The organism is Leptospira congkakensis, from assembly GCF_004770265.1.
In the GTDB taxonomy this organism is placed as follows: Bacteria; Spirochaetota; Leptospiria; order Leptospirales; family Leptospiraceae; genus Leptospira_A; species Leptospira_A congkakensis.
Window position 1 is genome coordinate 165,373 of the sequence record NZ_RQGQ01000011.1, and the last position, 24,101, is coordinate 189,473.

At 38.8% G+C, this 24,101-nt stretch carries 22 protein-coding genes; 7 read left to right on the forward strand and 15 right to left on the reverse strand.

All coding sequences use genetic code 11. The features are described 5' to 3' along the window. The first annotated feature begins 25 nt into the window (after positions 1 to 25). Complete coding sequence (locus EHQ70_RS08050) at positions 26 to 475, forward strand: hypothetical protein (RefSeq protein ID WP_244288263.1); 450 nt, start codon at positions 26 to 28, stop codon at positions 473 to 475. A 48-nt stretch (positions 476 to 523) separates the two neighbouring features. On the opposite strand, the gene EHQ70_RS08055 is transcribed toward EHQ70_RS08050, so the two are convergent. The 5 genes from EHQ70_RS08055 to EHQ70_RS08075 all read right to left on the reverse strand — a co-directional run bounded on the left by EHQ70_RS08055 (position 524) and on the right by EHQ70_RS08075 (position 6,190). Further along, the gene (locus tag EHQ70_RS08055) at positions 524 to 2,068 is read right to left on the reverse strand and encodes a hypothetical protein (protein WP_135585242.1); all 1,545 of its coding nucleotides are present in this window, start codon (positions 2,066 to 2,068) and stop codon (positions 524 to 526) included. After that, positions 2,049 to 3,812: an apolipoprotein N-acyltransferase gene (locus tag EHQ70_RS08060; protein WP_135585244.1), complete on the reverse strand. Its 1,764-nt coding sequence runs from the start codon at positions 3,810 to 3,812 to the stop codon at positions 2,049 to 2,051. Before EHQ70_RS08060 ends, EHQ70_RS08055 begins: the two co-directional genes overlap by 20 nt. 24 nt (positions 3,813 to 3,836) lie before the next feature. Further along, complete coding sequence (locus EHQ70_RS08065; protein ID WP_135585246.1) at positions 3,837 to 4,874, reverse strand: PIN/TRAM domain-containing protein; 1,038 nt, start codon at positions 4,872 to 4,874, stop codon at positions 3,837 to 3,839. Positions 4,875 to 4,913: 39 nt separating this feature from the next. Continuing rightward, positions 4,914 to 5,495 carry a CarD family transcriptional regulator gene (locus tag EHQ70_RS08070; RefSeq protein WP_002978378.1) on the reverse strand — a complete coding sequence of 194 codons (582 nt, stop codon included), beginning with the start codon at positions 5,493 to 5,495 and terminating at the stop codon, positions 4,914 to 4,916. An 83-nt stretch (positions 5,496 to 5,578) separates the two neighbouring features. Next, positions 5,579 to 6,190 (reverse strand): hypothetical protein, encoded by a 612-nt coding sequence (locus EHQ70_RS08075; protein WP_135585248.1) that lies wholly within the window; start codon positions 6,188 to 6,190, stop codon positions 5,579 to 5,581. 287 nt (positions 6,191 to 6,477) lie between these two features. On the opposite strand from EHQ70_RS08075, the gene EHQ70_RS08080 reads away from it, so the two are divergent. After that, on the forward strand, positions 6,478 to 6,963 hold the full coding sequence (locus EHQ70_RS08080; RefSeq protein ID WP_244288264.1) for a class I SAM-dependent methyltransferase: 486 nt from the start codon (positions 6,478 to 6,480) through the stop codon (positions 6,961 to 6,963). Positions 6,964 to 7,070: 107 nt separating this feature from the next. On the opposite strand, the gene EHQ70_RS08085 is transcribed toward EHQ70_RS08080, so the two are convergent. Further along, complete coding sequence (locus tag EHQ70_RS08085) at positions 7,071 to 7,988, reverse strand: LamG domain-containing protein (RefSeq protein WP_135585252.1); 918 nt, start codon at positions 7,986 to 7,988, stop codon at positions 7,071 to 7,073. A gap of 112 nt (positions 7,989 to 8,100) precedes the next feature. Between EHQ70_RS08085 and EHQ70_RS08090 the strand changes: the two genes are divergently transcribed. Next, positions 8,101 to 9,672: a 7TM diverse intracellular signaling domain-containing protein gene (locus EHQ70_RS08090; protein ID WP_135585254.1), complete on the forward strand. Its 1,572-nt coding sequence runs from the start codon at positions 8,101 to 8,103 to the stop codon at positions 9,670 to 9,672. Positions 9,673 to 9,735: 63 nt separating this feature from the next. Here EHQ70_RS08090 and EHQ70_RS08095 read toward each other — a convergent pair whose 3' ends face one another. The 6 genes from EHQ70_RS08095 to EHQ70_RS08120 all read right to left on the reverse strand — a co-directional run bounded on the left by EHQ70_RS08095 (position 9,736) and on the right by EHQ70_RS08120 (position 16,551). Further along, positions 9,736 to 11,688: a PP2C family protein-serine/threonine phosphatase gene (locus EHQ70_RS08095; protein ID WP_135585256.1), complete on the reverse strand. Its 1,953-nt coding sequence runs from the start codon at positions 11,686 to 11,688 to the stop codon at positions 9,736 to 9,738. Positions 11,689 to 11,773: 85 nt separating this feature from the next. Continuing rightward, the gene (locus EHQ70_RS08100; RefSeq protein ID WP_135585258.1) at positions 11,774 to 12,355 is read right to left on the reverse strand and encodes a cytochrome C oxidase subunit IV family protein; all 582 of its coding nucleotides are present in this window, start codon (positions 12,353 to 12,355) and stop codon (positions 11,774 to 11,776) included. Between the two features lie 13 nt (positions 12,356 to 12,368). Next, entirely contained in the window at positions 12,369 to 13,142 is a 774-nt protein-coding gene (locus EHQ70_RS08105; protein ID WP_135585260.1) for a cytochrome c oxidase subunit 3 family protein, read from the reverse strand. Continuing rightward, positions 13,129 to 14,742: a cytochrome c oxidase subunit I gene (gene ctaD, locus EHQ70_RS08110; protein ID WP_135585262.1), complete on the reverse strand. Its 1,614-nt coding sequence runs from the start codon at positions 14,740 to 14,742 to the stop codon at positions 13,129 to 13,131. The genes EHQ70_RS08105 and ctaD overlap by 14 nt, the downstream gene beginning before the upstream one ends. A 9-nt stretch (positions 14,743 to 14,751) precedes the next feature. Further along, positions 14,752 to 15,714, reverse strand: coding sequence for a cytochrome c oxidase subunit II (gene coxB, locus EHQ70_RS08115; protein WP_135585264.1), 963 nt, complete (start codon positions 15,712 to 15,714; stop codon positions 14,752 to 14,754). Continuing rightward, positions 15,715 to 16,551, reverse strand: a complete 837-nt coding sequence (locus tag EHQ70_RS08120) for an SCO family protein (protein ID WP_135585266.1) — start codon at positions 16,549 to 16,551, stop codon at positions 15,715 to 15,717. Between the two features lie 295 nt (positions 16,552 to 16,846). Between EHQ70_RS08120 and EHQ70_RS08125 the strand changes: the two genes are divergently transcribed. Genes EHQ70_RS08125 through EHQ70_RS08140 form a run of 4 tightly spaced genes read left to right on the forward strand, consistent with a single transcriptional unit; the run spans position 16,847 to position 20,210 of the window. Next, the gene (locus EHQ70_RS08125; protein ID WP_135585268.1) at positions 16,847 to 17,728 is read left to right on the forward strand and encodes a COX15/CtaA family protein; all 882 of its coding nucleotides are present in this window, start codon (positions 16,847 to 16,849) and stop codon (positions 17,726 to 17,728) included. Continuing rightward, positions 17,728 to 18,591, forward strand: coding sequence for a heme o synthase (locus EHQ70_RS08130; protein ID WP_135585270.1), 864 nt, complete (start codon positions 17,728 to 17,730; stop codon positions 18,589 to 18,591). The genes EHQ70_RS08125 and EHQ70_RS08130 overlap by 1 nt, the downstream gene beginning before the upstream one ends. Positions 18,592 to 18,627: 36 nt before the next feature. Further along, positions 18,628 to 19,293, forward strand: a complete 666-nt coding sequence (locus tag EHQ70_RS08135) for a TPM domain-containing protein (protein WP_135585271.1) — start codon at positions 18,628 to 18,630, stop codon at positions 19,291 to 19,293. Beyond that, positions 19,293 to 20,210 (forward strand): TPM domain-containing protein, encoded by a 918-nt coding sequence (locus EHQ70_RS08140; RefSeq protein ID WP_135585273.1) that lies wholly within the window; start codon positions 19,293 to 19,295, stop codon positions 20,208 to 20,210. Before EHQ70_RS08135 ends, EHQ70_RS08140 begins: the two co-directional genes overlap by 1 nt. A gap of 73 nt (positions 20,211 to 20,283) precedes the next feature. Here the strand turns inward: EHQ70_RS08140 and EHQ70_RS08145 are convergent, their stop codons facing one another. From EHQ70_RS08145 to EHQ70_RS08155, 3 genes are read right to left on the reverse strand one after another with little or no spacing between them, the layout of a single operon-like run. Next, complete coding sequence (locus tag EHQ70_RS08145; protein WP_135585275.1) at positions 20,284 to 22,362, reverse strand: SpoIIE family protein phosphatase; 2,079 nt, start codon at positions 22,360 to 22,362, stop codon at positions 20,284 to 20,286. 22 nt (positions 22,363 to 22,384) lie between these two features. Continuing rightward, positions 22,385 to 23,665 carry a citrate/2-methylcitrate synthase gene (locus tag EHQ70_RS08150; protein ID WP_135585277.1) on the reverse strand — a complete coding sequence of 427 codons (1,281 nt, stop codon included), beginning with the start codon at positions 23,663 to 23,665 and terminating at the stop codon, positions 22,385 to 22,387. A gap of 56 nt (positions 23,666 to 23,721) precedes the next feature. Further along, entirely contained in the window at positions 23,722 to 24,072 is a 351-nt protein-coding gene (locus tag EHQ70_RS08155) for an STAS domain-containing protein (RefSeq protein WP_135585279.1), read from the reverse strand. Positions 24,073 to 24,101: the final 29 nt, after the last annotated feature.

Sequence of the window (24,101 nt, forward strand, 5' to 3'; positions counted from 1 at the left end):
TGACCGAACCTGATCCTAAATGCAAATGGAACTGTCCCTAGAACAATACGAAACCCTGCTCAAGTTAGTGTACATGGGAGATTGGGTCATTTCTACCTTGCAAGCCAAGGATCGCTCAGAAGACGAACCCGATACAGACTCTCGTTTTGCTGATGTAGTGCGCCATGTTTTCGCGCAAGCAGAACATGCAGGCCTTGGGAACATTGTTCAAATTGATCAGAACAATGGAGAACCTTATCTCACTCGAGAATTTGAGGAAGAAAGTGGTCTTGTTGATATCTTAGAAGACTACGAGGACGAAGTATTTTGGCAAGCTCTCATCGAAAGATTAGCTCACAGGGATTTCCTTCGTCACTACGGAGAAACTGCCATTTCTCAAATGGCCATCGAAGAACGAATCGAAAAGGAAACTCCCTTCCATGATAAATGGGCCACTGAATTCCATGAAAACGGTCTCGAAAACCTAAAAATCTAACTCGATTAGCGATTAGTATCTAAACCAAACGATTGTTAAACCCATTAGTTATGGATTATTTCCACTAGGGATCTTAGATTTAGGCCAAAGTAATTTATCTTCTCTTTCTTTTTTCTTCATCATTGATTCACTCAGCCGAGTCCGTAATATGTATTCAATTTGGTCTTTTGTCTGTGCAGGCAAACGATCTGCATCCGTTACATTCCCAAGGTCTCTTAACAATAACTCAATGTTCTCGAATGCTTTTTCATTTAAAAAGTCACCATTTGTTGGTAAGTTTGCAATTCGATTCCAGGTTTTGATGGCTTCCGATTGGAGTTTTGAATCCTTTCTTTGAACACCTGATTCCCAAAGCACCCTACCCTTTTCAAAGTATCCATCTTTCAGACGATATCCTTTCGGTGTTTTCGAAATCAAAGTATCTAAAATATCAATTCGTTTTTTAGAATATGCTTCTTCTACATCTTTGTTTGTGAATAGTTTCTTATCTTGCAGAAGTTTTTTATACTTCGTCTCTACTCTTCGTAAAGTTTCATAACGTAAAGTTTGTTTTTGTTCTGGAGTTGCTAATCTCAAATAATCTTTTGTTTGGAAGTATTGTTCGAGAGCTCGGCTTTGAATTTCATAAATATTTTCGATGGTAAATAAAATTTCCGTGCCAGTATTTGTTCCAAGGTTTTGAGACAAGGCGGCCATCATTTGGCGGAGGAAGTCTTCTTTGTTTAAATTTTCCTGAAAATAATCGATAGCAAAATAACTGGGATCACCACTAAAAGGATACGCTAACCTTTGCAAGTTTTCGTAATACAAATCTCGAACAAACTGGTTCAAATCTCCTTTGTCTGGATCGTACCCCATATACCGAGAGATAAACTCATCCAATTGTTTTTCTTTTTTTTGTTTGAGAGTTTTATCCAAGTATTTGTTTCGATCTTCTTTGGACATAGAAAGTGGGGATTTTGGTTCCGCCTCCCCTTCCTTAGAAACCCGCATCGTGATGGGTGGGGAAGATTCATCCCCTTTTCGAAACTCTTCAATAATCCTATTACGTTCTTTGTGGACAAACAAATTGTCCTCAGCAGTTTCTATATCGACTCGAAAAGGATCACGAATTCCTTTTACTGTAGGGAGAACATCTTTAACAATGATGTCTTCATAATCACGATTTCTTTTGATATAGGAATCAGCAACTCCTGAGTTTTCATTAATTAGATCATAATCATTTTTAAATTGTTTTCGTAAAGATGATGTCCCTTCTAAATCTTTAACTAACTCTTCCCACTGACTTCCCTTATACTTCCCCTTGGAAAATCCGTTTCCGTCGCCTTCCTCTCCTTCTTCGCCTTCACCAGGTTCGCCGGAGGTTTCCGAGTTTCCCGTTTCGCTCATCGAATTTCCAAAACTCATTTGAAAAGAAAGTTCTTTTTCTTCTTCCTGTTGGTAAATCCAAGCCGGGCCACAAAGCGTTTTTTGGTATGGTGAGTCCGAGTGATTGAACGAATAGATAATTAATGTTATGTGGGAGACAACAGAAATATAGAGAGCAATATAAAATCGACTATCAAATAGAAATTTAAGAATTCCTTTTAACATAAAAGAAAAACACTAACCCAACAATTCCCATGTACAAATAAGAAAGTAAGTTTCCATACAACCGATAAAAAGTCATTTCCCCTGGAATCACTTGTACTTTTTTCCGTATCACTGCCGTTGTTTCTATAGGAGTAAAATCATTATCGATATTGCGTCCAAGATGATCTGTAAACACGGAAGTGCCAGAATTTGTGGAACGAACAATCCACTTACGAAATTCAATCGCACGAAGTCGACCCAAGGTATGGTGTTGGTAGGTTTCTACGGAGTTCCCATACCATTTGTCGTTAGTCACATTGACAATAAAATCGGGATCACCCGAAAACTTTCTTACAAATTCAGAGATGATGACTTCATAACAAATCAAAGGCAAAAAACTTCCAATTTGTTTTTCTTCTACCTTATCTTTGGAATAGTATTCCCGAACTCCTGAAGGTCCTATGGTCACGGTATCTTCAAAGTGTAAGTCTTTGGTTTGTGAAGGGGCCGTTTTTCTTGGTTCGTAGTAAGGGATTAAATTAAGACTGGTTCCCGGTGCAAATTGTCCGGTTTGGCCAGACAATGCATACATCCATTCAAAAGGCATATACTCTCCGAAGATGAGTAAAAATACTTTTTGGTAGCTATTTCTTCTTTCACCATTGGGATTCATTAGAACAGAAGAATTGTACATCCGAACATCTCTTCTGGAGATCCGACCAGGGAGGGCTTCTGATACTACATCTGCATCTAACTCGTTGTAAAACAGATTGGTTCCATGTCTTAAAGCAAGAATTGCCATTAGAGATTCAAACTGGTGCCAATAGATGCGACTATAACGAGTGACTTCGGTATCATGGGTTGTGAAAAAAGGAACACCTGATTCTGGCAAAACAACAAGGTCCACTGGATTCTCTTTCAGTTCTCTCTCTGTCATAGAATCAATCCGAGCCATTAGTTTTCGAATTTCTTCTACAGGATTTCTACCATCTCGAAATTCTAAAGGTGCGTTCGGTTGTACAATCAAAACATCTCGTTCGGCAACGGGTTTTACATCCGACCATTTTTGGAATAAATAATACCCATTCCCAAAAAACAGAATGAGAACTAAAACAAAACTGAGGACACCGAATGAAAATTGTTTTTGGAATCCTTTGTGTTTCGAAAGAAAGTTTGTAAACAACCGAAAGAAGGTTTTTGGTTTTCTAAAAGCGAATAAATAATAAGAAACAAAAAAGAGGAATGCGGAAAGTCCATAAGAACTCACATACTCCGCATTTTGTGCCAAAATTTGGTTTTCGGCAACAACGTTTCCGAAATACCAAGGAAACACTTGGGGAGTAAAAAATTCAGCAAATAGAATGGAAACAGAAGCAATCACAGGGAAAAATTTTCCCACTCGTTTAGCCAAAAAGGAAAACAACAAAAGATAAACAGGAAACTTAAAATTTAATAAAATTGCAGAACCAATAAAAATAGGGACTGCCAAATACCAATCGAATCCACCAAAAACAGTGGTCATATGGTAAATCCAATGAAAAGAAACTAAATAAAATAGAATGGAAAAACCAAACCCGTGATAGACGAGTTTTTTCCATTGGCCTCTGTTTCGTTTTTCAATAAGAAACAAACCAAAAGGAGCCACCCAAACAAAAAATGGAAGGTTTAATGGAGCAAAAGAAAGGAAAGAAAATACTGCGGTGACCGAATAACAAAAAACGGATATGATACCTTCGCGCGAAATTAAAAAACGTACCAGTTTCATATCCGTTAGACTACTTAAAATAAATTACGATTTGTTGTAGTTATTGTTACCGTTTTGCACTTTTGTAAAAATCATTTTACCGGCAGCAGTTTGGATGATACTTGTGACTACCACACGTACATCTTTTCCTACCAAGTGACCACCGTTTTCAATCACAACCATGGTTCCATCTTCTAAGTAACCAATCCCCTGGTTTTCATCCTTTCCTTCTTTGATGACGGAAATTTGAAATTCTTCTCCAGGAAGAACCACTGGTTTGAGTGCATTGGCAAGGTTGTTCAAGTTCAGAACACGAACCCCTTGTAACTCAGCAACTTTGTTTAGGTTGAAGTCGTTAGTAACAACAGCTCCACCAGTATCACGAGCTAGTTTCACAAGTTTTGCATCCACTTCTCTTGTGTCTGAATAATCGGTATAAGTGATTTTAACTTCGATAGAACCTTTTCTTTGAAGTTTGTTTAACATCTCAAGACCACGTCTTCCGCGAGCCCGTTTGATTGGGTCAGAAGAATCGGAGATGAGTTGGATCTCACGCAAAACAAAGTTAGGGAGGATGAGCGGACCATCTAGAAAATGGGTATCCGCAATATCCAAAATACGACCATCGATCACAACAGAAGTATCTAGAATTTTATCTTTAATTTGGGTATTTGCTGTTTCGAGTCCTGGGATTTGGAAACTAGAGCCACCGGCAGAATTACTTCCACCAAAAATACCAAGTCCTGGTTTTTTAGCAAAAGCCACTCCGGTTTTGATTCCTGTTAAGAACAAAAGAACCGCAACAAAGATCGCGATGGATTTATATCCGTAATCGTTAAGGAGACTGACTGGGAATGCCGCAATGGACAAACCAAGAAGTGCTCCTACACTGGCACAAAGTACAAGATCAGCTTTGATTTCAGGGAATAATTTTCTTTCACCTAACACGAGGATTAGGGAATACGTGAGAATGATTCCAGCAAGTGACCCCGCCAAAACGAGGTTTTGCGATTCCGAATATAAGAAGAAAAACGATACCGAAGAGACGAGAATCGTCCCAAGGGCTGAAAGTAAGTGTTTCATAACTCAATCCTTATAAAAGAGTTGAGCAAAAACGGAAGTTTATTCTAAATCTAGATCATCATCCAATTCTTTTGGAGGTGGTGCTGGAGCCAATCCCTGAACCGAAGCCGCTAACACATCAGATACGATGTTTCCTGCTTCTTCCTGGGGTACACCTTTACTAAGTGCAATTTCCATCTTTACTAAATTATAGGCGCTCTCATAGAGCTTTCTTTCCATAATGGAAAGTTCTTTGCCATAGGCACGTCTGTAAAGATTACGGCAAACATCAGCCACTTCGAAAATGGAACCAGACTTGATCTTGTTCATATTGTTCTGGTAACGGACTTTCCAGTCCTCTTCCGTGTCGACCTCATCCTTTTTTAGGAGAGTGAGAACTTTTTTGATCTCTTTTTTATCAATGATCGACCGGATACCCACATCCATTGCGCGATCCACCGGGATTGAGACCTTCATTTTGGAACCTTGAATTTCCAAACTGTAGCAGTCTTTTTTCTTTCCCAGAATCAGCTTTTTAGCAACTTCTGTGACTTCACCTACTCCATGGATCGGGTATACAACGTAATCCCCAACCTTGAATTTAGGCTCTTTAGTTTTTTCGTTTAGTTTTTTTGTAGCCAAGTAAGTATAATAACTTCCGTAAATACTCTTGCCAACACTATACCTGAAAATTGACGAATGTCAAGGAAGTTGGCAAAAATAGTTCAGAATCGAATGGTTTTTACCTGTGCATCAGTCAGAGAGGGAAGTTTTGACCGAACTGCTTCTAAGGTTTCTTTTGCATCATCCAATCGATAGAAGTAACCCGCAAAGAGTTTGCCCGTAGAGGTACGAAAGATCCGGCCTCGTAAACTTGGGTTTGTATCAATCAATTGTTTTCCCACTGCCACAGCTTCTTCCGGTGTGAAATCCCCAATTTGAACCATATAGTTGATTTGGTCATTTTTAGGAGGGAATTTCAAGGTAGCTGGAAACGGGGATCCCGTAGAGGAATCATTTCCTTGCGAACGTGTTTCTTCCTGGTTTCCTGCATCTTCCTTGGATTCAGCCAATTGAGGAGCGGGTAATTTATGAGAACCTACGTTCGAAAATGATGTTTCCGAGTTTTCTTTAAATTTTGTTTCTTTTTGTCCGAGTTGGATTCCCACAACCATACCCGAAGTAAAAAGTAAAATCCCACCGATGAGAAGGATGAAAGCTGATTTCGGTTTTGGAGAGGTTCCCAAATAAGATGGAGTTTGCGGAGAATAAGAGGGAACCTCACCCTCGAAGGGGCGGCCGGATCTAAGCTTTCTTGAATAATCTATATTTTGCATGGGCGTTCCGGAATCTCTATTACTCTAATTGTCGGACACCGATTCCAAAAAATAGAATGATTTTTGATGAAATCGAAATGATTCCAGATCTAAGTGGATCGTAGTTGAATTCGCTAGAGTTGTTTCAAAAATGATATTACCAAATCGTGAATTGTCCTCTTTGTGAATCTGAATCGGCTCCGTTTTTTACGAATAGATTTCGCTCTTATCAAAGATGTCGAAATTGTCTTTCCATTTTTATGGAGCCTGTCTATTTACCAGACGCAGAAGAAGAGAAGTTACGGTATATGAAACACAATAACGATGTGCACGACATTCGTTACCAAAATTTTTTAAAACCAATTGTAGAGAAAGTTGTATCCAATCAAAACCCAACAGACCAGGGTCTAGACTTTGGATCGGGACCCGAACCTATCGTTCAGTTTTTACTAAACAAAATGGGTTATCCAATTAAACTCTATGATCCCTTCTTTCATAATCACTTAGAAAACATAAACCAAATATATGATTATATTATTCTTACAGAAGTTGTGGAACATTTCCATTTTCCGAATTTAGAATTCCAAAAATTAAACCAATTATTAAAACCAAATGGATGTTTGTACATTTTAACTCATCCCTATGACGACTCCATTGATTTCGAAAGTTGGTATTACAAAAATGACAAAACTCATACTTTCTTTTATACCACTAAATCTTTTGAATGGATTTCAAATCAGTTTGGATTCAAAAAACTAGAAATTCAAAATAGAATCATATTATTAAAAAAATAATTTGGCCTTTTATCGCCAGAAAGATAATAAAAAGCCCCCCTCCTCAAATGATCAAAGAACGAAGATTCAATGATAATACAAAACAATCGATATAAACACTGATAAGCCTAAGGAAGACTCATCAAAGTGGAGATGTCACTTGCACTCAGCTGACGTCCTTTGAAAAACCAAATATCATCCATCCTTCCTGAATAAAAACGAGGGTTAGCAAAACCATAACCAATGTTTAGTGGTGTTCCGGTCCACCAAGGAAGCGGTGAACTGCCCGTAATGCATCCAGTGACATACGGAAGATCACCTGAGGGGATAAGATCAGAGGTAACACCCACACCCACTCCATTGACCCAAATTGTTCCCTGCTGCGTGGCTCCATTGTGAACGTAAGTGATATGAGTCCATACGTTTGCGGTTAAAACCGTTGAAGATGTCCCTACCGTAACACTGGAATTACCCCAAAAGGAAAAAAATGCAGAAAACTCGAAATGACCTGTTGCATCTAATAAAAGTCTGGGCCCTGGATTGTAACCAATAGCTTGTTGGAAACCTATAATTTGATTGTTCGTCGCATTATTTGGAAAAATCCATAAAGCAATGGCAAAGTCCTCGTTGCAAAGAGGAGTAAAGTCACTACCAAAGTACTGATCCGTCCCGTTGAAGGATGCAGTACCGTTTGGCAGATGGGAACGACTGAGAGAATACGAAGGACCTGTAGTGGCAGGCCAAATTCCACCAGGGAAATATCCATGATGAGCACTTCCACTCTTATCATTGATATCACCATCCAGAGGATACCATGCATAAAGACCGGAGACAAGTGTGGGCGGGATTTGGAAACCATTTGTAGAAGTAACGCCGTTAGGACCACAACGCCCTTCTAAAAAGCATTTTAAAATTTCAGTTTCAGCGAATGATTTGCTTTCGTAATCTCCTGTATTATTAAAAGAGTTCGGCAGACAATAGGAACATAAACAGAATGCAAATGCAAATAATCGAATTTGTTGGATGATTAGGAAACAACTCTCCATAGAAACATCTAGAATATCCTAAAAAAATAACTGGTCGTCCGAAACTATATTTCAGGACTCTTTTTTAGAATTAAACTTGTAAGCTGTCAAAAAAATCTAAAACTGATTCAAAATGAAATGGGTTCGATTTTTGTTTTTTATATGGATCTTGACGGCTGGTCTATCCTGTTCCGAAGAGAAACACAGCAGAACTAACATTACGAATCGATTTGAATCCTTCCGTGATCCCCAAGGGCAGATGTCCTTGGAAGATGTAGAGAAACAAACATCTTGGCAAAACATAAAAGGGGATTCTCTCTCTTTTCATTTTACAAAAGACATCATCTGGCTCCGGGCTAAAGCTAGTGACCCCGCTTTTTTACCAGATAAAATCCTCTCTTTAGAATGGAAGGCATTAGACAACGCGATTCTTTTTTTACCGGACGAAACGTCCTACCAATCTTTTCAAACGGGAGACGCTTATCCTAAATCCACTTGGGCTGTTCCGGAAGCATTGGATCCTAGTTTTCAAATCCCAAGGCTCAAACTAACAAAACATAACTATATTTACTTACGACTTCAATCTGTGTCCCTCATCTCTTTTCCTATTTTCTCTATGGATGAGAATGCCTTTCATAAAAAGATTATTTTAGAAACCGGAGTGATCTACTTAATTCTTGGATTTTGTGCCGTTATGTTTCTTATCAGCCTGTTTTATCTCTTTGCATTTCGGCTTTATGAATTTTTTTACTATGGAGTCTATATACTAACAACGACTTTGTGGTTCAACACTCAATTTGGAAATTCCTTCCATACTTTTTGGCCGAGTGCAACTTGGTGGCAAAGTAGATCCAATTTATTTTTTTTGGCTTTGGGAATTGCTGCCTCTTTTCAGTTTGTAAGAATATTTTTAAACACAAAACAAAAAACTCCTTGGGTTGATCGCATTTTAACCCTACTGGCACTCGTTGGACTCATATCCTCTTTCAGTATCCTTTTCACCGAAACAAATAGGATCTTTTCGAAAATCATCAACCTCATTTATTTGATATCGGTTCCCATCATCCTCTCTGCCGGGATTCGGGTCTACTTAATGGGAGAGAAAAAAATCAAATTCTTTCTCCTCTGTTGGGGGAGTTATCTTTGTTCCGGATACATTTCTATTTTTTATTACTTAGGAATCATTCCTTATTCTCTGCCGGTCATATATGGATCCATATTCATATTTCCGATCGATTTGTTTTTTTTATTATTCAACCTGCTTCAAAAATACAAAGATTTGGATGGGGAAAGAAATGAAATCTTACAAAGACTTCTCTCCATAAACAATTCCAAAGACACACGTTATACGAAATCCAAACTAGATTCGGTCAATACAAACGAATTTGTGATTCGACTAGAGAAATGGATGTCAGAAACAAAACCATATTTAGATGAAACTTTGGATTTAGAAAAAACATCTCTTGCCATCGGACTGAACCTACAGCAGACATCGGAACTAATTAATTCGCAATTAGGAATGAGTTTCCGATCCTATTTGAATTCCTATCGAATCAAAGAGGCCAAAGAACTTCTAAAAACCAAACCGGAGTTATCGGTGATTGCCATCGCATTTGCAACAGGATTCGGTTCGAAATCGGTATTCAATGCGGAATTCAAAAAATCGACAGGACTTGCACCTGGAGAATACAAAAAGAAATCTTAAGTCCACATAACCCAAGAAAACACTTAGTTTACCAAAAAAAGTCCGTTGGGTCAGTTAGCGATTCTAAATCACAGAAATAATTTCTTTTAGTCTAGGATGTTCCGGGGACATTTTTTTAATCAAACCCACTAAATAATTAGCCCGATCCTTATCTCCGCTCAAACGACAAACATCCGCTAAATGAATCAAATTCCCAATATTTGCTGGTTGTCGCAACCTCACCCTTTCACCCAATTCTTGCGATTCTTCTAAAAAAGATTTTGATTTGTAAATAGAATAGAGACGTTTGTATAAAACTGAGGTATGGAACATCCATCTTGTATCAGATGGGAAAGTCTCCAATGCCAAACTCGCATATTCCATTGCCTTAAGCAGTATTCCCTCTTTTTCATACAATCTAGTGATGTATTTTAATTCTTTAATGGAAATTTCTAAGGCTGAATTATAGGATAAAAGTATATCCAAAGATTTGCTATATTGTTTTAGTTTAATAAACTTTTTAGCTTCCTCCCAGTAGACTCCAGGTTTAGAAAATGACCCTAAGTTATACTCCATTGATATCAAACTTAAATCATCTGAGAACTTTCCTCTTGTTTTTAAAATGGAGATCACATTTTTTACATCTCCTTTTGATTCTTCCAGACAATTTAAAATTAAATTTTGATTCTCATTGATTTCCCGATACCTGCCCGATTCAGAGATTACTAAATCATCTTTTCCGTCTGATCCACAAATAATTTTATCTCCTTTTTGTAACTGGAAAACTGAGATGAATCGATTGGTTGGAACTTCCATTACACCTAATTTATAATAATGAATTTCATCTTCGATAAATCTTGCTTTTCCATCACGATACAAAATTACCCAAGGGTGTTCTAAATTAATAAAATACAAAGTTCCCGTAGATTCTTCCAACAAACCTACTACGGCAGATACCAACATGGCTCCGTCGAAAGTTTCAAAAACCTTTTGTAAATCCAAAAAACAATCATGCAACCAACGTTCTGGCGACCGATTAGAAGAAACTGGATCCATCTTAGAGCGAATGATAATTGAGTTATAAACAGCTCCGAGGACAATGGCTCCCCCTGCTCCCTGGATCGATTTACCCATGGCATCTCCATTGATGAATGCTTTGTAACGTTTTCCTTGGAGAATTAAGTTAAATACAGAAACATAATCACCACCTAACTGGTATTCTTTGTTTCTAAAATAAAACTTTTTGTATTGATTGACCACAGTTTCAATACTTACTGCATTTCCATCTGTTTCATGCCCAAGTAATGGTTCGAGTAAAAGCGAGGTTAAAAAATAATCACCGTCCTGCTGAGACTTTAAAGTTTGAATTTCATCGACAGTTTTTGTAATTTCTTCGTTCTTTTTAATGATTCGTTTGTGGTTTAAAAAAGAATGAAAACGATATCTTTCCATAATGAGGCCGCTGAAAATTCCAAGAACGTAACTGATCGCTAAGTTTTGCATCGAATATGCTGATGCAGCGGTAGAAAGATCTGGTTTATACACATAAACAGAAATGAAAAAAATCAGAATGGATATAGGATAATAAATGAATAAAGTTTTTCTAGGGAGTGGTAAAAAAGGAAGGATCATCACGAGCATCTGATACCCAGAAACATAGGGAGCATCATCGGCAATTCGACCCGTATAATAAGCAGCGGTAAACAAAAGGTAGGCGTATGTTAGATAGGCCCAGGTAAGACCTTCCCAGGAGGAAAACTTGTTTTTAAAATGATTGTAGATAATAAAAACAATATAGGAAAAACAAAGAAGACTGTATCCAATGCGGAAATAGAATAATTCAGGAAATTCAGGGTGTAGTTTGGCATCTGTATCAAATGCAAACCCTAACATACCAAAAACACCAATGATACTACCAGGAATCTGGATGATTCGAGTATGCCTATCTAATTCGGCAATATAATCCTGGTTATATATTTTCCTTTCAGGGGTTAGGTCTAAAAATTTAGAAAGAATCGTTTTGAAATACTGATACACGATTCTTCATTAGACGAAAAAGCCCGCGCGAGGGCGGGCTTCTTTAAAACGGTTTTGTCTATTTTTTTTAAAAGAAAGACTCTACCTAGAACTGAGCTGTAGGCGCGATTCGAGAGATGATATCACCAAACGAGAACGCAAACAACAATGCCAAAAAGACAAATGCAGAAAGGAAAATCACACGGTTTAGCATATTATCATACTTTAAGTGCATGAAATAAGCCAAAACGAAGAAAGCCTTACAAGTTGCAACTGCCATGGCTACAATCATGTTCCACTTTCCTAAATCGTATTGTGCTACCCAAACGGTTACAAAAGTTCCGAAGAAAAGCGCCAAAAGAACATACACATAAGTTTTGATAGAAATCACATGGTGTTCGTGGTGTTCTTCTTCCTCTTCACCATCTTCTACCCACATAGAAGCAGAAGCATGGTCTTCTTTGTGATCTTCATCACCTAAAACAAATTTCAATAATTTGTTGTCTTTGTTTTCTTCTGTAAACTTCGCATAACGATCTGTTTGGAAAAACTGACCAAACCAATTGATGATGAATCCTACAATAGTAGCCTTTGCAATCCCTGGTGCAAAGATTCCAAATCCAAGAATTGGAGTGAAAACTGCAACGAGGGCGATGAAGTAAAGTCCGTAATTGATTACGTATTCCATTCGATAATACCTTTTATCCTACTAAATAAAGAAGTGGGAAGAGGTAAATCCATACCAAGTCCACAACGTGCCAGAAAAGACCCACACCTTCTACAGGAGTGTAGTATTCAGGTCCAACTTTTCTTCTTAGAGTTTTAATGAAAATCCAGAAGATAAGGAGAGCACCAGCTACCACGTGTACCCCGTGAAGACCAGTCATGACAAAGTAAAAACCGTAGAACATTTCCCATTTTGGTTGAGAAATCACTGCTTTCAAACGAGAAACTTCTTCTGCGCTCACATGGTTTTTTTCAAGTTCAGCAGGGTTTTTAAGAAGAGCAGAAATCTTAGATTCACACTCAGCTCTTTTTCCACCCGCACCACAAGAAGGATCAACTAACGAAAATTTGCCGGGAACAGTTCCTACATGGAACTTGTGGCTATATTCGAAGTATTTGATCACCATGAAGGCACCAGCACAAGCAATCGTTAAAGCTAACATAATCGCTGCGATTTTGTGTAATCCACGTTGAACGTAGTTAATCGCCGCAGCCATCGTAAAGGAACTGACGAGAAGCACAACGGTGTTCACCGCTCCCATTTTCCAATCTAATGTTTCCGAACCATTTTTGAAAACGGTTGGGTAAAGAGAATGGTAAATTAGGTAACCTACGAATAGGCCACCGAACATAAGGATTTCTGTGCAAAGGAATAACCAGATTCCTTGTTTGGAAGAGGCATATTGGTGTTCTGCACTCTTAAAATGGTGTTGGTGTTGAAATTCACTTGAAGAACTAACGGAAGTCATATGGCCCTGCAGTTACTGTTGGAGTAGTTGTAAAGTTTTCGTGTGGAGGAGGAGAAGACGTTTGCCATTCGAGTGTTTTTGCACCCCAAGGGTTGTCAGAAGCCTTTTCGCCTTTAAAAATTCCATGAATGATAGTGATGAGACCTACCAAAAATCCAAGACCAATCAGCCAAGATCCTACAGTAGAGATTTGGTTGAGGTTTGTGTATTCAGGAAGGTAATCAAAGTAACGTCTTGGCATTCCCATTGCACCGAGTACGAATTGTGGGAAGAAAGTAACGTTAAATCCAGTAAAGATAAGAACCCAAGAAATTCTTCCACCGAGGTCAGAAGTCATTCTTCCAAACATTTTTGGGAACCAGTAGTAGATACCGCCCATAAGTGCCATAAGCGTTCCCCCTACCATTACGTAGTGGAAGTGAGCTACCACAAAGTAAGTGTCATGGAAGTGAACGTCCATACCAGTTGATGCAAGGAATACCCCTGTCAATCCACCGATGGTAAAGAGGAACATAAAACCAAGAGCGAAGAGCATTGGAGCTTCGAAGGTTACTGTTCCGCGATACATAGTGGAAATCCAGTTGAAGAGTTTGATTGCTGTTGGAACCCCAACAAACATAGTGATGATGGAGAAGATGATACCAGCAAGTGTAGACTGACCGGATACAAACATATGGTGTCCCCAAACAAGGAAGGATACTGCTGCAATCGCTACTGAAGAATAAGCAATCGCACGGTAACCAAAAATTGTTTTTTTGGAGAACGCAGTGATGAGTTCAGAGATCACTCCCATCGCCGGAAGGATCATGATATAAACCGCAGGGTGAGAATAGAACCAGAAGAAGTGTTGGAAAAGAACTGGGTCTCCACCTAAGTCTGGATCAAAGATTCCCACTCCAAGAGTCTTCTCTGCTCCAATGAGAAGGAGAGTGATCGCAAGGATTGGTGTTGCAAGGATCTGAATGATAGAAGTGGAATACAAAGCCCAAATCATAAGAGGGATTCGATCCATTGTCATCCCAGGTGCTCTGAGTTTATGAGTGGTAACGATGAAGTTTAGTCCCGTAAGGATGGAAGAAAAACCCATTGTAAAGGCACCCAAAACAAGCAAAATCACCCCATTGGAAGTCTTTGCTGTAGAGTAAGGAGTATAGAATGTCCAACCTGTATCTACTTGGTTAAAAATCATAGAGGAAGCTGCAATGAGAGCCCCTGCGATGAAGATGTAGTAAGATGCAAGGTTCAGTCTTGGGAAAGCAACGTCTTTCGCACCCAATTGGATAGGAAGGACAAAGTTTCCAAGGAAAGCGGGAATTCCAGGAATGATCACCATAAATACCATAATGGCACCATGGAAGGTCATAAACTTGTTATAAGTGTCTGGATCCAAAAGTGGCTCTGCGCCAAATTTTGCTAAGTGCAAACGAATTCCTAAAGCAAAGAAACCACCAATTAAGAAAAGGGTAGCTACTGTTGCAAAGTACATAAGACCAATGCGTTTGTGGTCCAGAGTGGTCATCCAAGACCAGATTCCGGATCCGTGGTTCAGATAATTATGGTCTGCGTGACCATGTTCGGTTTTTGTATGTGCTGAACTCATCTCTCTTCCTTATTTAATGGATTTGATATATTCAATTAGGTTGACAACGTCTTCATCTGACAATTGACCTTGGAATACCGGCATTGCTGGTGGGTATCCTTCCACGATCTTTGCAGAAGAAACAAGGATGGATTCACGAAGGTAGTTTTCATCTGCTTTGGATTGGCTTCCATCAGCAAACTTTCTACCAGAACCAAAAAGTCCCTTCATCGTAGGTCCAACAATTCTTGATCCGTCAATGGAGTGGCAAGATGCACAAGCCTTTTGAGCAAAAAGAGTTTTTCCAAGATCGGCTGGGCTATCAGCACCTTTTTTCTCAGCATGATACCAAGCCGCATATTCCTCAGAAGGAATCGCTTTGATTTTAATCATCATACCAGAGTGTTTGGTTCCGCAATATTCTGTACAGAATACTATGTATTCTCCAGGTTGTTTTGGTTCGAACCAAAGTTGTGTGAGTTTTCCAGGAACCGCATCTTGTTTGGTTCGGAAAGCAGGAACATAAAAACTATGGATTACATCTTTTGAAGTGAGAATGAGTTTTGTAGCTTTTCCTGCAGGAACAATCATAGGATCGTTTGCAGAGCTATAAAATTCTTTTCCATTCGCATAACGATAAGTCCACGCCCACTGCTCTGCAGTGACATGAATTTCAGCAGCTATGTCTTCTGGAGGGGTTCTAAGTTTTTCAAAAATAACCATACCCCAGTAGAAAATCCCCATCATGATGATGAGAGGGATGAACGACCAAAGAAATTCTGCAAAATTATTGTGAGTAATGTATGCGGATTTCTGGTCTAAACTTGTACGTTTGAACTTGATGAGGAACCATGTCATTCCACCAATCAAGATGACAAACGAAACAAGGCTGGAAATGATCAGAAACGCGTAGAGAAGATCGACTTCTTTTGCGATTTCAGTTGCCTGGATAGGCATGAACGAGGTCGCTGGAATGAGACTGCTCCAAGACATCTATGTGACTCCTTGACGGTTGTTATTTGTTATTTTTCGCCAGTTTATGTATAAAAACGCACCGAGAAGGAGTAAGGTGACCGCCCCCCCGAATTGCATCATCCTGTATGCGTATATCGTATATTTATTTTTTCTCGGATCAAATTGAAAGCAAAATAAAGCAAACTTGTCTACAAAACTCCCAATCTTACCAGAAGATGCCTCAAGAAAGGCAAATTTCAAATCCCTTGGTTCCAATTGGATTCCTTGGAAGATTCGCGAAACCTTCCCCTCGGGAGTCAAAACGTAGACCCCACTTGCGTGGATGTATTGTTTTGCTTCCGCGTCCCAAGCATATCGAAAGTCCAATTGTTTGGTCAGAGCATCGATGGATTCTTGAGTTCCGGTAAGGAGATGGAGGCCGGATTCGGCACCTACTCGTCCATATTCTTTCAAATAGGCTCCCTTTTTCGGAAAGGCAACCGATTCGTTTTCTTTCGGGTCAATGGATACCGCAATGTATTGGTATTCTTTTCCGAGAGTCCAATCGAGGGCCTTCAAACCTTGGAACACTCCATTTAGGTGGAAATTACAAAGGGTGGGACATTTGAAATAAACGGGAGAAAGAAGGACTGGTTTCCCTTTCGCTAGAAAATCGGAAAACTTAACGGTTTTTCCAGACTCATCGCGGAAAGGAATGTCGAGGTTCAGAGACTTTCCTGTGACATCAGAAAACCCAATGTTTTCTAGTTCTTTCGGGAGTTTGTTGTCCCGAGTTAGATTGGAATGTGGGTCATACGCATATAAAACGCCAGTTCCAAAAAGCAAACAAAGGAAAAAAGAAAATCTGATGTTCACGAAGTTTTGGTGGTTACCCTATTTGGACTGAACGCTTTTGGATTCCATTCCTGGGTTTTCCGGAGTGCCCGGGTGAACAAAGGAAATATATCCGAAGAAAAGAATGTTGAGTGCAAGTGTGATGAGGAAAGTCCAGTAACCACTCTTATTGTAAAGGTCTGTGTTTTGCATAATTTTACCTGTTATAGTCTATACGAAAAACTGCTCTTTTTATCCAACAATTTTTAAAAGATGCAAGATTAATTTTATTTTCCCCAAACTCAGATCACAAAACCTGGAGGAAACAGATAGACGTATGACACTCAAACGTTTTTACACCATCCTTTCCGCATTAATTCTCATCAATCTCCTCTACGGACCACTCGTAAGAGCAACAGATTCTGGATTGGCATGTCCTGACTGGCCCTTGTGCCACGGGAAATTTGTACCAGAATTTACATTCCAAATTTTTATGGAAGTGGGTCATAGATACTATTCTGGTGTTTTAGGTATCCTTGTTGGAATTGGATTTGTTTGGATTCTACGAAACAAGGACACAAGAAAAAAGTTAGGAATCCCAGCAACACTGTCTCTGATTTTTCTTATTTCTCAAGTAATCCTTGGTGGATTGACAGTTACAAAACTTCTTCACCCAACAACAGTTAACCTGCACTTACTCAACGCAGTCCTTCTATTATCTGCATGCCTTACGGTGAGATTGCTTCTTCCAGAAGGTCCCAATTCTCAATTTCAGTGGGATAGGCCTGGTAAATATTTTTTTGTTTTTGTACTCCTAGTAGTTTTATACCAACTATTTCTTGGTGGGAAGGTGAGTTCTCACTACGCAGGCCTTGCTTGCCCGGATTTTCCTACTTGTTACGGAGAATGGTTTCCAGAAATGAAGGGCACCATTCGTTTTCAAATGGAACATAGATTGTTTGGGTATTTGGCTGCCTTCTCTGTTTTATCCTTATCTGCATACGGAATCCTTTACTTAAAAAACAATCATGTCAAAAAATCACTGAAAATAGCGGCTTATTTGATTTCTTTTCAAATCCTACTCGGTGCTATGAATGTATTATACCAACTTCCTAAACTAATCACAGGATTACACACGTTAAATGGTGTGCTCGTGTTTATGTTTTGTTTTATTGCAGCTTTTTATCAGTTCCGTTCAGAGGATAAAGAGGTTTTATAATGTTCCGATTGTGGAACCAGCTGACAAAACCTAGGGTAACTGTACTTGTACTGGCAACTGTTCTTCCTGGAATGTATCTAGGAACTACGGGTTATCCTAGCCTACTTCAAATTTCGATCACTCTTTTTGGAACTTACCTGATGAGTTCCGCCTCTTTCATTCTCAACCAATACATTGAAAGGGAAAGAGATGCGGTAATGTATCGTACAAAACAAAGACCGATTCCATCGGGTGAAATTTCTCCGATCTTTGCACTTTCCTTGGGAGTGATTGTTGCGATTATAGCTTTTTTCATTTTAACATATTATATTAACCTTCTAACGGCCGTTTGTGCCCTATCAGCTTTACTTCTCTATGTATTTTTATATACGATTTGGCTAAAACCAAGAACAGAACAAAACATTGTGATTGGTGGGATTTCTGGATGTATTGGGCCCTTGATTGGATATGCAGCCATGGCAAATGCACTCCCTCTCCAAGCTTGGGTGATGTTTCTCATGATCTTTCTTTGGACACCGGCACATTTTTGGGCTCTTGCGATCTTTTTAAAAGATGATTATGAATTTGCTGGGATTCCGATGATGCCTGTCGTATCCGGAATTGAAAAAACAGTGAATCAAATCTTTTTATATGCAATTGCTTATTCCCTATCTGTGATCGGATTTTATTTTATCGATGACCGAATGGGATTTTTGTTTTTGGGTTCGGCCATCTTCCTTACGATTTTAATTTTAGTTTTTGCCTACCGATTAAAACGTTCTAAGGACAAAACCATAGCCAAACGTTTTTTCTTTTTTAGTATCTTCCACTTATTTTTAGTGAGTTTGGTCATAGTCATTGATTCCAAAATTCAGGTTTTTTGATTGATTTGAACTAAAATTCCTGTTTTTCTTCTGCCCATGAGCATACTTTCACGTTATTTCTCTAAATCTGATTTGGATGAAATCAAATCGGCAGTTGGCGTTGCAGAGTCCAAAACTTCTGCTGAAATTGTTCCCTTTTTTGCTGAATCTTCGCACCACTATAAAGAATGGATATGGTTTGGAGCCTTTCTTATGGGTGGGGTATTTGGTGCAGCCTTCTACACAACTCAGAGTTTGTATGGAAACCTTTGGGGAAAGGAAACTTTATTTGCCATTCTCTCTGTCTGGACTGGAGCCGTGATCGGGCTCTTCATCACTTCTTTTTTTCCAAAATTTAGAATCAACTTAGTTTCACGAAGCGCCAAACAATACTTTGTCGAACTGCGAGCTAAAGAAGCTTTTTTGGATGAAGAAGTTTTTAGAACCAAAAGTAGAACAGGAATTTTAATTTATATTTCTCTATACGAACATTTTGTCCGCGTTTTGCCTGATAAAGAAATCGCAAGGATAGTACCAAAGTCAGAATGGAATGAAGCAGTTCGTTTGATTGTTGAAGGGATGAAGTCGAATCAGAAAAAAGACGGGATTGTTTCTAGTATTCTTTTTTGTGGGGATTTACTTAAAAAATACAATATCCAAAGAGAAAAAGACGACAAAAATGAAATCTCCAATGAAATCCGTGACGGTGGGAAATTGATGTAATGAATACCCATCAAAAAATGATAAATTCAAAATTAAAATCAATTCTAAGTTCAACAAACAAATGGTTTTTTGTTTTTCTTTTGATTTCTACTTTTACAGGGATTCAATCCTTTCCTGTTCCCAAACTGGAAAGACGAGTCATGGATCATGCGGGAATATTATCAGAAGCTACAAAAAATCAATTAGAAGCAAGTCTCAAACAATTTGAAGCGGAAACTTCCAATCAAATTGCAGTGTACACAACACCAAGCCTTCATGATGAAGTCATAGAAGATGTTGCCATTCAGATTTTTGATGAATGGAAGTTAGGACAAAAATCCAAAAACAATGGAATTCTTTTACTCATTGCACCTAACGAAAGAAAGTTGCGAATTGAAGTGGGTCGTGGCCTAGAAGGAGCTCTCACAGACATCCAGGCAAAACAAATCATTCGGAATGAAATTACACCCAGTTTCAAAACGAAAGATATGGATGGAGGGGTCACTGCCGGGGTGAATGCAATCATGGCCGCCATTCGTGGAGAATACGCACCATCAGAAGATGATGTGGATACCACAGGGAATGATGATTTGGATGAAGCATCAACAGGAATTATTGGTGGATTCGCAACGTTTTTCTCCCTGTTTGTAGCTGGTTTTGGTGGTTTAGTAGTCACTATCATCGGGATTCTCTTTCTCTACCCGCTGTTAGTGACTATGTTTGGGAGTGTTTTCGCACTCGTTGTTGCGATCATCCTTTTCTTTTTAGTCATATTTCTAAAAAAGATTTTCGGTCTTGGAAAAGGTGGTGGTGGTTCTGGAGGATACTATGATGGTGGAGGTTGGTCTAGCAGTGACTCCTGGTCCTCCTCATCCAGTGACAGTTGGTCTGGCGGTGGCGGAGACTCCGGCGGTGGTGGATCTTCTGGAGATTGGTAAAATAAACCAAACTCAGTGATTAAAAATAAAAAACTCTAAATGAATTAAGCAGATCACCTAACGTAAATTTTTGTTAGGTGATCTCGATACAAATCAGAGTGGAGTCATCCTTCCAATAAGATTTATTCATCCTTTGAAATAACATCGTTTTGATAGAAGGAACAACTTCTTCAAACGGTAACTTTACGGTATTTTTGATTACTTCTAACAAATCTCCCCAGGCTTGCACCCCATCCGATTCGTTTAACTCTTCAAATAGTCCATCTGTAAACAAAAAAAGCCTGTCGCCCGACTCCACTTTTGATTCAAAAATTCCATACCGATAGTGTTCTAAAATTCCAATAATGGGGCCTGTGTTTTCAAGCATAGTAGTGGTTCCATCTTTTTTCATATGGATTTGATTCTGAACACCACCTCCCGCATAACGAAAAATACCTTGGTGAAAATCAAAATCGAGCACAAGTGCGGGAAAATAAATTTGTAAGTCAGCATTTTTATCATAAAAATGTTGGTTCATATAAAACAATAAATCATTCGGACGCATAGCCACAGCAGAAACACGTTCAAACTCTGACTGGATCATCATTGAATAAAGTGCAGCTTGTAAACCATGACCAGTAGCATCACCCAAAAAGAATCGATAGTAAAAATCTTGGATTCGTTTGATGAAATAGATATCCCCACCAACCTCAGCAATCGGTTTGTATAAAATATCAACTTTGAGATTGGGTTCCAGTTCAGGAAGTTTGGTTACATTTTGGATGATAGACTTTGCGAGTTTCATATCCTTTCCGATTTGATCCAACTTGCCCTGTAGTTCTTCAGTTTTGTCTTTTACCCGCGTTTCCAAACGTTCATTCAAATCAGTAAGTTGGTTTTGTACTTTTTGTAAGGTTTTGTTTTTGTCGGAGAGTTCAATCGCCAAGTTCTCTGCTTCCACAAATCCTTTTGAAAAGTTCCGAGCAATGTACACTGACTGTACTAAAAACATTGTGAAAATTCCAAAATGAATTGTTAAAGGTCCATAAATGACCAGGTTATTGACCAAAACATCATTGATAAAACTAGCAATAAAGATGGTAAAACTAACTAAAAAAAGTATGGAACCTGGGGAGGAATCGCGGATAGCCCTAATAATCACAAAAAAAGTGTAAATGACACCAATCAGTGTAAAAATCTGAAAAGGCACCATCAAATACGTGTAAAACGATGAACGAGTCACTAAAACGATAAAACAAAATGCAAAACCAAAATATCTTATTAATTCATAAAATAAACGCGAAAAATAAGGTTTAAAAAGTAGGTAAACATACTTTGAAAATATTGGTATTATTAAAAAGAAACTCAGGTAACTGAGTTTTAAATGTAATTCCCAAGGTAAGTTTGGAAAAATTTGTACCAAATATTTGTTACCGGTGATAAACACACGTAAGGCAACCAAAACACAGGTCAGAGCAAACCAAAAAGTAAATGGGTCTTTTTTACGATTCCAATATAAAAACACATGATAAATACCCATAAACAGAATGCTTCCGACGAGTAACATATCTCGCAAAATAGCAGATTCATATTGGTGGTGAATTTCGGAAGTGTTTCCGATTGTAATTACTTGGGCAGGTCCACCCTTCCTGTGGTGGTAATTAGAAATTTGTAATACGATTGAAGTTTGATTCTCTTTTGGAAAAAAATCTACTATTCTTGGTCTATATTCTGGTTTTCCCGTTTGGTAGGAGGCAGAAACAATACCATTAGATGTTAGCCGAACACCATCAACAAACAAGTTATAGGCGGTTTCCATTTCAGGAACCTTTAAAGAAAGTGGAATTCCTTTTTGCCCATGGAGGATTTCGACAGTAAAAGTGGCATACCCATCTCCAGCGAGAAATCCGCGATTGATGAAAGAGTCCGACCAAACGCCTGGTACCTTGAAAAAATTAGGTTCTCTGATTGTTTCTAAAGAGGTTAGTTCAGTAGGAGAAATCAAAAGACCAGGATAGTATTCCCACTCTCCCACAAGTTCAATTGTTTTTGTTTGGTCTCTTAAATACGACTCGGCCGACAGAACCCCCTTCTCCACTTTTGGAGGCACTTCTTTCGGAACACACGAAACAAGTGCCAAACACCAAACAATTCCGAACAAACGGAAATTCATTGGAAAAGAGAGTTTAACAGACCTATAGACGGTTCTGAACAGGGATGTACTTTCTTTGGTTTTCACCCACATATATCTGTTTTGGACGAACTTTTGAGAAGTCTCCCTTCATTCTTTGTTCTCTCCAATGGGCAAGCCAACCTGGAAGTCTGCCGATCACTTGCATGACAGAGAACATATTTTTAGGGATTCCCAATGTGTGAAATACGAGTCCTGAGTAATATTCTAAATTTGGATAAAGAAGGTTCTCCATAAAGTAGGAATCGTTCCATACCACTTCGTCTATTTGAAGAGCGATATCTTCCACAGCAGATAATTTTCTGCCTTTGTAGAACTCACGAATGATTTCACGAGCCACTTGTGCACGAGGACTCACCACATCATATGCCTTTTGTCCAAAACCATTGGTTTGAATGTTTAAGCCACCACGTTTGAACCTTTCGAAATAATCCTTAACAGGTGTTTTTGTTTTGATGATGTCTTCAATAAGACCAATCGCAGCAGTAGGACGTCCACCTTCACGAGCTCCCCACTGCGCCATAATCCCTGCAGAGATAGAAGCAAACAAATTGGCTTGGGTAGATCCAACCACTTGGACAGCGGTGTTGGATACATTTTGTTCGTGATCCGCATGTAAGATCCACATTTGATTTAAAATACGATCAAACTCTTCTGGAACCGTATAATTGTCCGCAGGCATTTTATGCATCATATAAAGAAAGTTGGTGCAGTATGGATTTTTATCCAATGGATACACAAAAGGATGCCCTACTGCATGTTTGTAAGTGAAAGCAGCGATTGTGCGAATTTTTGCAAGTAACCTTGCAATTAAATCTACACCCATATCTAATTTTTCTTCGTATTCTTCTAAATAATAACTAGATAGTGAAGTAACCATTACAGATAATACTGCCAACGGATTGGCAACCCCAGGAAAACCGTCAAAAAGATTTAACATGTCTTCATGGATCATAGAGTGTTTTGAAAGTCGACCAGAGAAGTCGTTTAACTCTTGCTTGGTGGGAAGATTTCCATAAATTAATAAAAACGAAGTTTCCACAAAAGTGGATTGATAAGCTAGTTCTTTTAAGTCGTAACCACGATAAGTTAACTCACCTTTTTCGGGATCACGTCTAGACACTTTAGATAATCCAAGTGCTGTATTGAATAAACCTTGGTCCACTGTTACCAGGCCGGTTTTTCTATAAAAATCGGTTAGGTCGATTCCTTCTTTTCCATCGGTACCAACAATGACCGGTAATTTATATGTTTTGCCCTTGACGTGGAATTCCACTTCACTCATGAAAAGACCTCTCTACCTCCTATCTTACGGAAGGGAAGTTAGGAATCTAGAATAATTTAGACTTGGGTGAGTGCAGAATTGAGAGAATCGTGGATGAGGACAAAATCAGTAAGACCGACGATGTCCATGACTTTACGGAAGTGGGTATTGAGTCCCGCAAACTCGATTTTGCCTTGGTTCTCAGAAGATTTTGTAATGAGGCTAATGAGAGTGGCAATTCCCGCAGAATTGATATAAGAAGTTTCTGAAAAATTCAAAATCACGCGGTTACGTTTGTCCTGAGGGATGGATTCGTAAGATTCAACAATCTCTTCTTCTGCTTCGGATGTGATTTCGCCAGAAATATGAATCACAGGGAGGTTTCCCCCATTTTCAAATCCCAATCGAATCTTAAACTCTTCCATCATTAGCTTCCAGGGAAATCCACCGAGAACGC

Coding starts and splice junctions, on each gene's coding strand:
- ctaD (WP_135585262.1), bottom strand. CDS start 14,742: ATGAGTTCAGCACATACAAAAACCGAACATGGTCACGCAGACCATAAT.
- EHQ70_RS08130 (WP_135585270.1), top strand. CDS start 17,728: ATGTTCCGATTGTGGAACCAGCTGACAAAACCTAGGGTAACTGTACTT.
- EHQ70_RS08090 (WP_135585254.1), top strand. CDS start 8,101: ATGAAATGGGTTCGATTTTTGTTTTTTATATGGATCTTGACGGCTGGT.
- EHQ70_RS08135 (WP_135585271.1), top strand. CDS start 18,628: ATGAGCATACTTTCACGTTATTTCTCTAAATCTGATTTGGATGAAATC.
- EHQ70_RS08055 (WP_135585242.1), bottom strand. CDS start 2,068: ATGTTAAAAGGAATTCTTAAATTTCTATTTGATAGTCGATTTTATATT.
- EHQ70_RS08085 (WP_135585252.1), bottom strand. CDS start 7,988: ATGGAGAGTTGTTTCCTAATCATCCAACAAATTCGATTATTTGCATTT.
- EHQ70_RS08075 (WP_135585248.1), bottom strand. CDS start 6,190: ATGCAAAATATAGATTATTCAAGAAAGCTTAGATCCGGCCGCCCCTTC.
- EHQ70_RS08050 (WP_244288263.1), top strand. CDS start 26: ATGGAACTGTCCCTAGAACAATACGAAACCCTGCTCAAGTTAGTGTAC.
- EHQ70_RS08105 (WP_135585260.1), bottom strand. CDS start 13,142: ATGACTTCCGTTAGTTCTTCAAGTGAATTTCAACACCAACACCATTTT.
- EHQ70_RS08060 (WP_135585244.1), bottom strand. CDS start 3,812: ATGAAACTGGTACGTTTTTTAATTTCGCGCGAAGGTATCATATCCGTT.
- EHQ70_RS08140 (WP_135585273.1), top strand. CDS start 19,293: ATGAATACCCATCAAAAAATGATAAATTCAAAATTAAAATCAATTCTA.
- EHQ70_RS08125 (WP_135585268.1), top strand. CDS start 16,847: ATGACACTCAAACGTTTTTACACCATCCTTTCCGCATTAATTCTCATC.
- EHQ70_RS08145 (WP_135585275.1), bottom strand. CDS start 22,362: ATGAATTTCCGTTTGTTCGGAATTGTTTGGTGTTTGGCACTTGTTTCG.
- EHQ70_RS08155 (WP_135585279.1), bottom strand. CDS start 24,072: ATGATGGAAGAGTTTAAGATTCGATTGGGATTTGAAAATGGGGGAAAC.
- coxB (WP_135585264.1), bottom strand. CDS start 15,714: ATGTCTTGGAGCAGTCTCATTCCAGCGACCTCGTTCATGCCTATCCAG.
- EHQ70_RS08150 (WP_135585277.1), bottom strand. CDS start 23,665: ATGAGTGAAGTGGAATTCCACGTCAAGGGCAAAACATATAAATTACCG.
- EHQ70_RS08080 (WP_244288264.1), top strand. CDS start 6,478: ATGAAACACAATAACGATGTGCACGACATTCGTTACCAAAATTTTTTA.
- EHQ70_RS08065 (WP_135585246.1), bottom strand. CDS start 4,874: ATGAAACACTTACTTTCAGCCCTTGGGACGATTCTCGTCTCTTCGGTA.
- EHQ70_RS08100 (WP_135585258.1), bottom strand. CDS start 12,355: ATGGAATACGTAATCAATTACGGACTTTACTTCATCGCCCTCGTTGCA.